Source organism: Acinetobacter sp. ANC 4169, assembly GCF_002135355.1.
Classification (GTDB): Bacteria; Pseudomonadota; Gammaproteobacteria; order Pseudomonadales; family Moraxellaceae; genus Acinetobacter.
This window is the reverse complement of sequence record NZ_NEGE01000022.1, coordinates 20492-31916: the sequence shown is the minus strand read 5'-3', so window position 1 is coordinate 31916 and position 11425 is coordinate 20492. Positions and strand designations below refer to the sequence as shown.

Sequence of the window (11425 nt, the reverse complement as noted above, 5' to 3'; positions counted from 1 at the left end):
AACTCGGCATAACCCCCACATTAAAGAGATGAATGAAAGATTATTGGCCAATGGTAAAACCAAGATGATGGCGATTGGAGCTGCGATGAGGAAGTTAGTTCATCTTTGTTATGGTGTACTCAAACACCAACGGCCTTATCAAGTAGATTATTGAGCATGAATTCTCAATAATTTGCTTGACGTTTCAGACGGTATCTCCTTCATAGATCAAAAAATGATCATTAGAAAGTAATGAAATTAAATGGGGAAGTTCCTTCTCTTGCACCATATATGGCTCAGGGATGAGGAGTATGCTCCGCAAGAGGATGAGGGGCTTTTTTCCATAGAAACCTCTCCTTCTTGCGCGTAATTACGCTCATCCTTAAAAAGGAGAGGGAATTTTCATTGCTAATAAAAATTGATTAAAAAATGATTTATGCAAGAAGTTTAATTTATTTTAAAATATTATCCTTTAATTAAGGATGTTTTTATATTTCAAATAAATAGGTTGTATTTGTATACATATTCACAACATTTTTTATCATTGATTAAAAAGCTGAAATGCTTTTAGAATGTGAATCAACAATCTCCTCGCTGACATGATGGACTGGTAAATTTGATCTCCTTAAACCCTTCACAAATTTTTATTTCATAAATTATTGTAAATAGAAGAAATAATTATGAATTTACAAAATAAAAAATTCCCATCACAAATTTTTCGTGCCTATGATATTCGTGGACACATATCATTTTTGACGCCTGAACTTGTCAAAGCCATTGCCTGTGGTTTGGTGATGCAATACCAAAAGTTAGGACAGACTCAACTGGCTATAGGCTATGATGCGCGCTTAACCAGTCCCCAATATGCAGAAATTATCAGACAAGTGTGTGTAGAAAAAGGGCTGCATGCCACAATTATTGGTTGTTGTTCGACGCCACTTTTATATTTTATTGCTCGTCAGTTTGGCGGTAATGGCATTATGCTCACAGCCAGCCATAATCCCAAAACAGATAATGGCGTGAAGTGGATTATTCGGGGAGAACCGCCTTGTCCAGAGCAGATTCAGCAGGTGGCTGTAGCAGCTCGTTCGGTTTTTGCTCCAGAAGATCAAATACTGCTTGAACCGATTCAACATGAAATTGGGGTTGAATACTGTCTTGAATATCAACATGCGCTATTAAAAGATATCCAGTTAAAACGTCCATTTAAAGTGGTACTGGAGGGTTTGAATGGTTCAGCCGGACGCTGTGCGGCTTTGGTGCTCAAAAAAATGGGCTGTGAACTGACACTCATTCGTTGTGAAGCCAATGGTCATTTTCCAGATCACGCACCTGATCCGTCACAAGAGAAAAATCTGGCAGAGTTAAAGCAAGCCGTGCTTGAACAGCAAGCCGATATCGGTATTGCTCTGGATGGCGATGGTGACCGCGTCGTGTTGATTGATGAGCATGGCACAACAATCTCCGCAGACCGGTTGCTGTCTTTATTTTCAGAAATGTGCCTGAAAACGCATCCTGGACATGAAGTGGTTTTTGATGTCAAATGTTCGACCATGGTGGGGAATACCGTGCGTCACTTGGGTGGTGAGGCCAAAATGATCCGTACCGGAAGCTCTTTTTTAAGGACTTACATGTCGCAGTCGCAAGGCAGAGCCGTGTTTGGCGGAGAATACGCCGGTCATTATGTGTTTAATGACGGGCGCGGTTTTGGCTATGATGATGGTTTATATGCGGCGCTGCGAGTACTTGAATATTTGAGTCAGCAGGCTGATTTAACGCTTTCCCAAGCATTAAAGGCCTATCCGGAACGTTGTTGCACTGAAGATACCTATATCAGTACTCATAACATAGAGCCGAAAGCGGTATTGCATGATGTGGAAATGAAAAGTCAGGATTTTGGTGCCCAGTTAAGTAAAATTGATGGTGTACGACTTGATTTTGAAGATGGATTTGGCATTATTCGGGCATCGAATACCGGTGAATATTTTACAGTACGGTTTGATGCGGATAATCCTGTAAGATTAAACGATATTCGACACACATTTGTTTCCATGTTAAGTGACCGATATCCTCAAATCGCTCAAGACATTTTAGATGCTCAATAAGGAGAGGCGAATGCCACATCAGCATACTGGCATCGACAAAGCACAAATTTTGACAGAAGCTTTGCCGTATATTCAACGTTTTGCAGGTAAGACGCTAGTAGTCAAGTATGGTGGCAACGCAATGACCGATCCAGAGCTGGAAAGCTCGTTCGCACGTGACATTGTATTGTTAAAAACTGTAGGTTTAAATCCAATCGTGGTACATGGCGGTGGGCCTCAAGTCGATTCATTCTTGAAACAGTTAGGTCGCGAATCTGACCGTATTGATGGCATGCGCGTGACTGATCCTGCAACCATGGAAGTGGTTGAAATGGTATTAGGTGGTAGCGTGAATAAATCCATCGTTAACCTGATTAACCAGCATGGCGGCCGTGCGATTGGTTTGACCGGTAAAGATGGCAATTTGCTGCGTGCACAAAAGCTATTGATGGAAAAAACCGCTGAAGATGGTACTGTGCAACAGATTGATCTGGGCCTGGTCGGTGAAGTCGTTGGTGTTAAAACCGACGTACTGGAAATGTTCACTCAGGGTGATTTCATTCCTGTCATCGCACCTTTAGGCGTAGATGAAGAAGGCAATACCTATAATATCAATGCCGATTTAGTCGCGGGTAAAGTTGCTGAAGCTTTAGGTGCTGAAAAACTCATTCTACTGACCAATATCAGCGGCGTACTCGACGAAAATAAAAACCTGCTGACCGGTTTAAGCACCCAGGAAGTTGACCGTTTAATTGAAACCGGTGTGATTTATGGCGGCATGATTCCTAAAGTCGGCTGTGCACTGGATGCAGTTAAAGGCGGTGTAGTTAGTGCGCATATTGTGGATGGCCGTGTGCCTCATGCCACTTTGCTGGAAATCTTTACCGATCACGGGGTAGGTACCTTAATTACCAACCGCAGTCATCCCAAAAAAGCATAAAAACGCGTAATAGAAATTCTGACTTCAGAATGAATCAGCGTTTTCATACGCTCAATTGGAAAGCCTCATTTAAATGGGGCTTTTTTTATTGCTGGAAATCAATTTCACGTCATGAAAATGTCATCAGTCATGCCTAGTGTATAAAAAAACACCAAGGTTGCATATGATGTTGGAACAGCTGAATCAGTACAGTCAAAATTTTGCATTTCCCTTTCAAAAACCTTCAACTAAAAGCTCAGCCTATAAGTTTGAATGGATTGAAGATTTAAAAACCTTGCAGGAAGCCCAGCGTTTCCGGGCGGTGCAGTTCTCACAGCAGTTTGGTATTCAGTTTGAATCTGGCCTAGATCAGGATTTGTATGACTTCGGCTGTGAACATGCCGTGTTACGGGATAAATGGAGCAATGAAATTATTGCCTATACGCGTTTGAAACTGTTTCAGGGGCATGAACTGGATCAGAGTTATAGCCATCAGGAATTTAAAATTGCTGAAGAGCTAAGTCACTTGGACAATATTGTCGAGATCGGGCGCACCTGTGTACATCCGCGTTACCGTTCGGGTAAGGCCTTGTCTATTCTATGGATGAATTTATTGCCGAAAGTCATCGCTGAAATGCGGGCCAAGTATTTAATTGGTTGTGTCAGCATTCGCATGCAAGGTAATGAGACACGGGCGTATTATACTCACCAGCACATCAAGGCATTGCCGCAGCAATCTATCTGCAATATTCAGCCTCAGCGGTCATTTGAACCACCATACCCGCAGTATAGCTTCCAGCAGGATGAACGCATTCCAAAACTTTTTGATGTTTATCTGAACATGCAGGCGCAGCTGTCCACTCAGGCTTTTTATGATGAAGCTTTTAATTGTCTGGATTATTTTGTCTATTTGGAAGCGGGTCAGCTCACGAAAAACTTTATTTTGCAGAAAAAATCAGAACTAAGTCTTGAAAATGCATAAGAAAGCTTGATTTTGCTGTTTGTAAAGGGCAAAGGAGTAATGCAAAATAGCATGGTGGTGAATTAAACAGATGATGAAGACTTATGTGCCAGTTGCTCGGAATGAATTGTGCTACGCCTACGGATGTGACTTTCTCATTTCGTGGTTTTTCTCAACGTGCCGGCATTACCTCCGACCATTGTGACGGTTTTGGCATAGCCTTTTTTGAAGATAAAGCCTGCCGGCTTTTTGTCGATAATCAATCCGCTGTTGAATCACCGATTGCTGAACTGATTCGTAATTATCCAATTAAATCACGCAATGTGATTGCACATATCCGTAAAGCCACGCAAGGCAAAATTAATCTGGAAAATTCACATCCCTTTAGCCGTGAACTATGGGGACGTCAGTGGATTTTTGCCCATAATGGTGATTTACATGATTTTAACCCGACTTTATCTGGGCGTTTTACCCCGGTAGGCAATACCGATAGCGAGCGTGCCTTCTGTTACTTGCTGGATCAATTGGTATTGAAATTTGGTTATCATGAACCCAAGCTTGATCAGATTTTCGATTTATTGGCAGAAATTTCTCCAAGAATAGCTGAACATGGCACCTTTAATTTCTGCCTGTCGAACGGTCAGGCACTCTTTAGTTATGCCATCACCAAATTGCACTGGTTGGTACGTGAATATCCTTTTAAACCGGCACAATTGATTGATCTGGATGTCGAAGTTGATTTTAGCCAGGTGACCACGCCGGAAGATCGTGTCGCCGTCATTACCACAGAGCCTTTAACCCAAAATGAAACCTGGACCGCTTTTGTACCGGGAGAGATGATTTTATTTCAGGATGGCCGACCTGTGCGTAAACAGCAGACCCATGTCGAACGTTTAGAACGTGAACGCCTAAATCCGGCATTAAAACGAATTACCAAAGCCGATCAGTATTAGTGATAGCCATTAAGTATCGATAAATGCTCACACCAGATATTGATCCATATCTGGTTTTTTTCTATACAATAACAAATATTTTCTTATTGCTTTTTTTATTTTTAAAATAAATTTATAGTTTTTGATTTAAATAGAGATGAATAAAGTTTGTTTTTTACAAGATTATTTTATATTAATTAAATGTTTAAAAATATAAAAGATAGAGTCATAAAATAATTAATGTTGAAATCTATCGCTATTTTTTGATTATATTGGTTAAAAAATACTTTATCTTTTTAGTTGGTCTTTATGTGATATTTATATATATATCAGTTGTTTATAATCGTAATAATGGTTTTTACTCTAAAGTTGACTGTTTTGGTTCATTTTTATTTGTTGAATATCAATATATTATGAATTTATGTGATTAATCGTGTATATCTGATAGGTGGTCGTAATGAAAATGAAATGGGTTCCAGAATATAATACTGGTATCGATGTGATTGACGATCAGCATAAACGAATTCTTGATTATATTAATGAAATTGAAGGTTGTTCTGATAATACCGATCGTGCGCGGATTAAACAGATTCTTGATAATATCATTGATTACACTCAGTCGCATTTTACTTTTGAAGAGTCTTTGCAGGAAGAAGCCGGTTATAAATATCGTGTTCCGCATAAACGTGTACATGATTTATTTATTAAAAAGATTGAATCGTATCGTAGCCGTTTTGAAATGGGACAGACAATTGAAGCGGAATTACATGAAGTGCTTTCAAAATGGCTGATCAATCATATCCAGCACGATGACGCTGATTATGTGGGTGCGGTAAAAGAAAATATGATGGGCATTATTAAAGAAAAAGAACAGAAAAAAGGTAAAAACTGGTTTGCTCGTTTTTTCTCATAAAAGTTAAACGAGATAACAACAATTAAAAAAGATAATAATCTTGCGCGGCAAATCATTAGGCATGATGGTTTGCTTTTTCTTTTTGATTTTCATCTATGACAAAGGCAAAATAGCGACAGACTTTTTTTAGGAACGCATCATGCAGGACAATGCTATGACACGATGGCTATCACCGCTGATGGCATTTTGCTTATCTTTTATTATCATTGCCACTTTAGCACCGATTGTAGGGATTCAGCTTGATCGCCAACTTGATTTTTGGTTGTTGTGGATAGGTACTATGCTTATTTTGGCATTACCGATCTGCTATTTAGAAATTGCTTTGGCAAAACGCTCTAAAACCACAGCTTTAAATGCATTGTCCAGTTTGACACGTGATGCAGATGCTTCACAGAAATGGCGTATTGTCGGCTGGTTGGCAGTAGTCTTTATACCTTTCTTGGCAGGCGGCATGTTGTCTAATGCCAGTCAATTATTGGGACAGTTTGCCCTAAATGGCATTGCGCCAAACCTGCTCTTTATTGGTCTGGCCATTGTTGCGATTTTACTTTCATTTGCGCCGCGAAAAATTATTCTTGCTTTAAGCGTAGTGGGTGTTTTTGCTTCTTTGATCCTTTCAAATATCATGGGCGCAGCTTTACCGACTTGGCACGTGACCCCTGTAGAATTTAGTGAGTGGGGCAGTGCAACCGTATTGGCACTGGTTGCAAGTGGTTTAGGCATGGGCTTGTATTGGCAAAGTAACTTGGCTGTGGTGAAACAGCAAGATATTGCGACGAAAACCGTATTGCCGATCTGGATTGCACAGCTCATCGCTGTAATCGCTTTTGGTTTCTTTGCGGCCAATGCTCAGATGCCAAGTTTTGCTTTCGCAGTTGCGGTGATAAGTGCTGCAGCCTTGTTATTACAAATGGCACGTGAACAGTTGTTGCACCGTCAGTTAAATATCGTGATTCAATGGCTGCTTATTTTAGCTGCGGTATTTGTTTGGGCAATTCCTGCAATGAGTCCAATCTTTAATACACTACTGATGCTTTGGGGCCTGGTGATCTGTCTCATCTATGCCATTTTTGCCGGATGGATCATGAAGATTAGCCATCTGCGTAAAGCGATGAATTTCAGCAATGAGTTATTTTATAACCTGTGGCGTATTGCTGTTCGTGTGGTGTTACCTGTGTCGATTATCCTGGCGATGATCGCAATCATTGGACAATTGTTCTAATGAGTGAGCTACAACAGGTTTGGGTCGCTTATGCGGCCCCAAATCAACAGTTTCATATTGCGGTGTCTTTCCAGCAGGGGATGACCGCTTTAGATGCGATCGAGAAAAGTGGCATTCGGACACAGATAGACTTAGTCGAACCGCTTGCTTTGGGAATTTTCGGCGTGCGCCTGAAAGATTTGCATCATATATTGCAAGCCGGTGACCGTGTTGAGATTTATCGTGCCTTAACCATCAATCCGAAAGATATTCGACGCAAACGTGCAGCAGCCAATCCAGTTGGACGTTATTGTCGCGGAAATCGCTTTAAACAATTGAAGTCATAAGAAAAACCCCTCAAGGAGGGGTTTATTTTTATTTTAAAGCGTCTATAGTGGTGGCGCAGTTAAAATCGCTTCTTTTGATCCTGGTAAGCCAGGTTGAGATTCTGGAATAGTTTCTAGACCTTCAATCTTGATCACTGTACCGGTTTGATCGAAGTAAATTCTTAAATGTTGACCATGTGCTGCTGGAATTTTTGCTTTTTTCGCATAAGTTCCTGGTATATAGTTGTAAATGTAGTCCCAACGTAAAGGATTCATTGGATCGGTTACGGTAGGGCTGCCCAGCAAAAAGCGCACTTGTTGGTGACTCATACCGACTTGAATTTTTGAAGCTTGTGCTTGAGTTAATGGTGTTCCTTGAGGAATATCAACTTTATAAACGCCCAAGGTCGAACAGCCTGCGAGCAGTGAAGTGACGAATAACGTCAACATGATTTTTTGCATTTTGCTACACTATCCCAAATTAATTATGATGCATTTGATCCACGGATAGATCATACTGCATCTTAACTTTGTTGCATATTCCAACTTTAAATTTGTTGAGAGACCCTTTTACATGCCTATTTCAAATCAAGATTTACGCAAAGCTGGACTTAAAGTTACGCTTCCACGAATAAAAATATTGGAATTATTAGAAAATTCAAGACAACATCATTTAAGCGCAGAAGATATTTATAAAACTTTACTTGAACAGGGTGAAGATGTCGGTTTAGCAACTGTTTACCGCGTGTTAACACAGTTTGAAGCTGCAGGTATTATCCAGCGTCATCATTTTGAAAATAATCATTCAGTTTTCGAAATTATGCAAGAAGATCACCACGATCATATTGTCTGCCAAAATTGTAATAAAGTAGTCGAATTCACCAACGACGTGATTGAACATGAACAACATGAAGTCGCTGAAAAATTTGGCTTTACTTTAACCGGTCACTCTTTGAATCTGTATGGTTATTGTGATGCACCGGAATGCCAAGATGCATTACGTAAAAAATAACACTGACCTGGAATCAGTGCAAAAAAAACAGGCTTCATTTGAAGCCTGTTTTTTTTTAAATATTAGATTCACATTTTAGTCCGAGCATTAAGCCTGGCCATCAAAGGTAATATTTGAACTGGCGCGCATTAAGCGATCACCGCCTTCTTCAGACAACTTGATTTGTAAGCGCAGATCGTTTGGTGAATCGGCATGTTTAAGAGCATCTTTATAGGTAATCTGCTTGGCTTTGTACAAGTCAAACAAGGCCTGGTCAAAGGTTTGCATACCCAGTTCACGTGAACGTTTCATCAGATCCTTAATTTCATGCACCTCACCTTTACGGATCAGGTCTGAAATTAAAGGCGAGTTGATCAGGATCTCAATTGCAGCACGACGTGAATTGCCATCCACGGTTGGAATGAGCTGCTGCGCAACCACTGCTTTTAAATTAAGGGATAAGTCCATAAACAGCTGGCTATGACGGTCAGCTTCAAAGAAGTGAATAATACGGTCAATCGCCTGGTTGGCATTGTTGGCGTGCAGGGTAGCAAAAACCAGATGACCGGTTTCAGCAAAGGCAATCGCATAATCCATAGTCTCGCGTGAACGGATCTCACCAATCAGAATCACGTCGGGTGCCTGACGCAAGGTATTTTTTAACGCGACTTCAAAGGTATCTGTATCAATCCCGACTTCACGCTGGGTAATGATACAGCCTGCATGTTCATGAATAAATTCAATCGGGTCTTCAATGGTAATGATATGACCCTTTGAATTTTGATTACGGTAACCAATAATTGATGCCAAAGAGGTCGATTTACCGGTACCAGTCGCGCCGACAAAAATGATGATGCCACGTTTAGTCATCGCCAGTTCTTTTAAAATTGGCGGTAACTTGAGGTCATCCATGGTTGGAATCACGGTTTCAATACGACGTAAAACCATACCTGGTTGATCGCGCTGTTGAAATGCGCTGACACGGAAACGTGCGGTTTTGTCTCGGTTGTTGATGGCGAAGTTACATTCGCGTGTTTCGGCAAATTCTTTACGCTGCTTATCACTCATAATCGAGTTTAAAAGCTGTCCCACCACTTCACCGGTCAGTTTGGTTTTTGCGATGGGCAAAATCTGGCCATTAATTTTCATGGATGGTTCAACATCAGCTGTAATAAACAAGTCAGATGCCTGTTGTTGAATCATCAAATTGAGTAAATCATTAAAATCCATAATAAGAACCCCAATCCGTTTTAAACTTATAGGAATGCTTCTGGCTGTTTCGCCATGGTACGGGCAGTTTGTGGACTAATCACACCTTTTGAGACCAAGGTTTTTAAACTTTGATCAAGCGTAGTCATGCCGTAGTTAGCACCGGTTTGAATGGCAGAATACATTTGCGCCACTTTGTTTTCACGGATCAGGTTACGGATGGCAGGAATACCAATCATGATTTCGTGTGCGGCGACACGACCACCACCATTTTTCTTGAGCAGGGTTTGTGAAATTACAGCCTGTAAGGATTCAGACAACATGGCACGTACCATGTCTTTTTCTTCAGCCGGGAAGACGTCAATCACACGGTCAATGGTTTTTGCTGCAGAGGTGGTATGTAGGGTACCAAACACCAGGTGACCCGTTTCTGCCGCAGTCAATGCCAAACGGATGGTTTCAAGGTCACGCATCTCACCGACCAGAATAATATCCGGGTCTTCACGTAGCGCTGAACGAAGTGCTTCGTTAAAGCCATGGGTATCACGATGCACTTCACGCTGGTTGACCAGGCATTTTTTTGATTCGTGTACAAATTCGATCGGGTCTTCTACCGTCAGGATATGGTCATAACGCTGGTCGTTAATATAGTCGATCATGGCTGCCAGCGTGGTTGATTTACCTGAACCGGTAGGTCCGGTCACCAAGACGATACCGCGTGGGAAATTACAAATATCTTTAAAGATTTGACCCATGCCCAAATCTTCAATCGTGAGTACTTTTGAAGGAATGGTACGGAACACGGCACCTGCACCACGGTTCTGGTTAAATGCGTTCACACGGAAACGGGCTACGCCTGGCACTTCAAATGAAAAGTCAGTCTCTAACTTTTCTTCAAAATCACGACGCTGTTTATCGTTCATAATGTCATACACAAGTTTGTGTACTTCTTTATGTTCCAAAGCAGGCAAGTTAATACGGCGAACTTCACCATCGACACGGATAAGTGGCGGCATCCCCGCAGATAAGTGTAAATCAGATGCCCCGTTTTTAGCTGAAAATGCTAAAAGTTCAGTAATATCCATAATTTCCCCGAGTTCATTTAAATGTTATTTATTTTGATAGAATAATAAGGCTTTCCCAGAGCTTAACCAACAGTTAGTTGCAGGGTAAGGCAAAAAAAGATGAATGAAATGAGAACCTCGTCAATGAATAGTCTTCAACACTCACGAAATCAAGTTATACAGCAAATTGAAGAGGCCTGTAAACAAGCCCGGCGCAATGCGGGAAACGTACAGTTACTGGCTGTTTCGAAGACGCATCCTAGTGAGTCTTTACGGGAGATGTACCAGACCGGACAACGTGCATTTGGAGAAAATTATTTACAAGAGGCACTGGATAAAATTGAATCTTTAAGTGATCTGGATATTGAGTGGCATTTCATTGGTCATGTGCAACGAAACAAGACTAAACATTTAGCCGAAAAATTCGCCTGGGTGCATGGCGTAGACCGTCTGATTATTGCCGAGCGTTTATCCAACCAGCGTGAAACTACACAAGTGCCACTGAATATCTGTTTACAAGTGAATATCGATGGGCAGGATACTAAAGATGGTTGTCAGCCGAATGAAGTAGCGGAATTAGTTAAAAGTATTAGCCAGCTTCCGCATTTGAAATTACGTGGCTTGATGGTGATTCCTGCTCCCAATAATCCACAAGCATTTAAAGATGCCAAAGCCTTATTTGACACTGTAAAAACTGAACATACTCATCCTGAAGACTGGGATACTTTGAGTATGGGTATGTCGGGTGATATGAATGAGGCTATTGCCGCGGGCTCAACTATGGTTCGTGTCGGGACTGCCTTGTTTGGGGCAAGGGATTATTCGAAATAAATTACTAAAACATTA

The 11425-nt window shown here is 41.1% G+C and carries 12 protein-coding genes and 1 pseudogene; 10 read left to right on the top strand and 3 right to left on the bottom strand.

What is annotated here, in order from left to right; all coding sequences use genetic code 11:
- The 8 genes and pseudogenes from B9T26_RS15865 to B9T26_RS14695 form a co-directional block, all read left to right on the top strand.
- A pseudogene (locus tag B9T26_RS15865) lies at positions 1-154 on the top strand (IS110 family transposase); the annotation flags it as partial.
- Between the two features lie 505 nt (positions 155-659).
- Positions 660-2084, top strand: coding sequence for a phosphomannomutase/phosphoglucomutase (locus B9T26_RS14725; protein ID WP_086200407.1), 1425 nt, complete (start codon positions 660-662; stop codon positions 2082-2084).
- Between the two features lie 10 nt (positions 2085-2094).
- Complete coding sequence (gene argB, locus B9T26_RS14720; RefSeq protein ID WP_086200406.1) at positions 2095-3003, top strand: acetylglutamate kinase; 909 nt, start codon at positions 2095-2097, stop codon at positions 3001-3003.
- Positions 3004-3169: 166 nt separating this feature from the next.
- Positions 3170-3964, top strand: a complete 795-nt coding sequence (locus tag B9T26_RS14715) for a GNAT family N-acetyltransferase (RefSeq protein WP_086200405.1) — start codon at positions 3170-3172, stop codon at positions 3962-3964.
- 83 nt (positions 3965-4047) lie between these two features.
- Positions 4048-4896 carry a class II glutamine amidotransferase gene (locus tag B9T26_RS14710; RefSeq protein WP_086200404.1) on the top strand — a complete coding sequence of 283 codons (849 nt, stop codon included), beginning with the start codon at positions 4048-4050 and terminating at the stop codon, positions 4894-4896.
- Between the two features lie 436 nt (positions 4897-5332).
- Positions 5333-5788, top strand: a complete 456-nt coding sequence (locus B9T26_RS14705) for a bacteriohemerythrin (protein ID WP_086200403.1) — start codon at positions 5333-5335, stop codon at positions 5786-5788.
- Positions 5789-5927: 139 nt separating this feature from the next.
- A complete protein-coding gene (locus B9T26_RS14700; RefSeq protein ID WP_086200402.1) occupies positions 5928-7010 on the top strand; it encodes a hypothetical protein in 1083 nt (360 codons plus the stop codon).
- A complete protein-coding gene (locus B9T26_RS14695; RefSeq protein ID WP_086200401.1) occupies positions 7010-7336 on the top strand; it encodes an RnfH family protein in 327 nt (108 codons plus the stop codon). The genes B9T26_RS14700 and B9T26_RS14695 overlap by 1 nt, the downstream gene beginning before the upstream one ends.
- 42 nt (positions 7337-7378) lie before the next feature.
- On the opposite strand, the gene B9T26_RS14690 is transcribed toward B9T26_RS14695, so the two are convergent.
- Positions 7379-7777 (bottom strand): outer membrane protein assembly factor BamE, encoded by a 399-nt coding sequence (locus tag B9T26_RS14690; RefSeq protein ID WP_086200400.1) that lies wholly within the window; start codon positions 7775-7777, stop codon positions 7379-7381.
- 112 nt (positions 7778-7889) lie between these two features.
- Between B9T26_RS14690 and fur the strand changes: the two genes are divergently transcribed.
- Complete coding sequence (gene fur / locus B9T26_RS14685; RefSeq protein WP_086200399.1) at positions 7890-8327, top strand: ferric iron uptake transcriptional regulator; 438 nt, start codon at positions 7890-7892, stop codon at positions 8325-8327.
- Positions 8328-8414: 87 nt separating this feature from the next.
- On the opposite strand, the gene B9T26_RS14680 is transcribed toward fur, so the two are convergent.
- A complete protein-coding gene (locus B9T26_RS14680) occupies positions 8415-9536 on the bottom strand; it encodes a PilT/PilU family type 4a pilus ATPase (RefSeq protein WP_086200398.1) in 1122 nt (373 codons plus the stop codon).
- 26 nt (positions 9537-9562) lie between these two features.
- Positions 9563-10600, bottom strand: a complete 1038-nt coding sequence (locus B9T26_RS14675) for a type IV pilus twitching motility protein PilT (RefSeq protein WP_086200397.1) — start codon at positions 10598-10600, stop codon at positions 9563-9565.
- A 123-nt stretch (positions 10601-10723) separates the two neighbouring features.
- Between B9T26_RS14675 and B9T26_RS14670 the strand changes: the two genes are divergently transcribed.
- Positions 10724-11410 carry a YggS family pyridoxal phosphate-dependent enzyme gene (locus B9T26_RS14670; RefSeq protein ID WP_086200396.1) on the top strand — a complete coding sequence of 229 codons (687 nt, stop codon included), beginning with the start codon at positions 10724-10726 and terminating at the stop codon, positions 11408-11410.
- Positions 11411-11425: the final 15 nt, after the last annotated feature.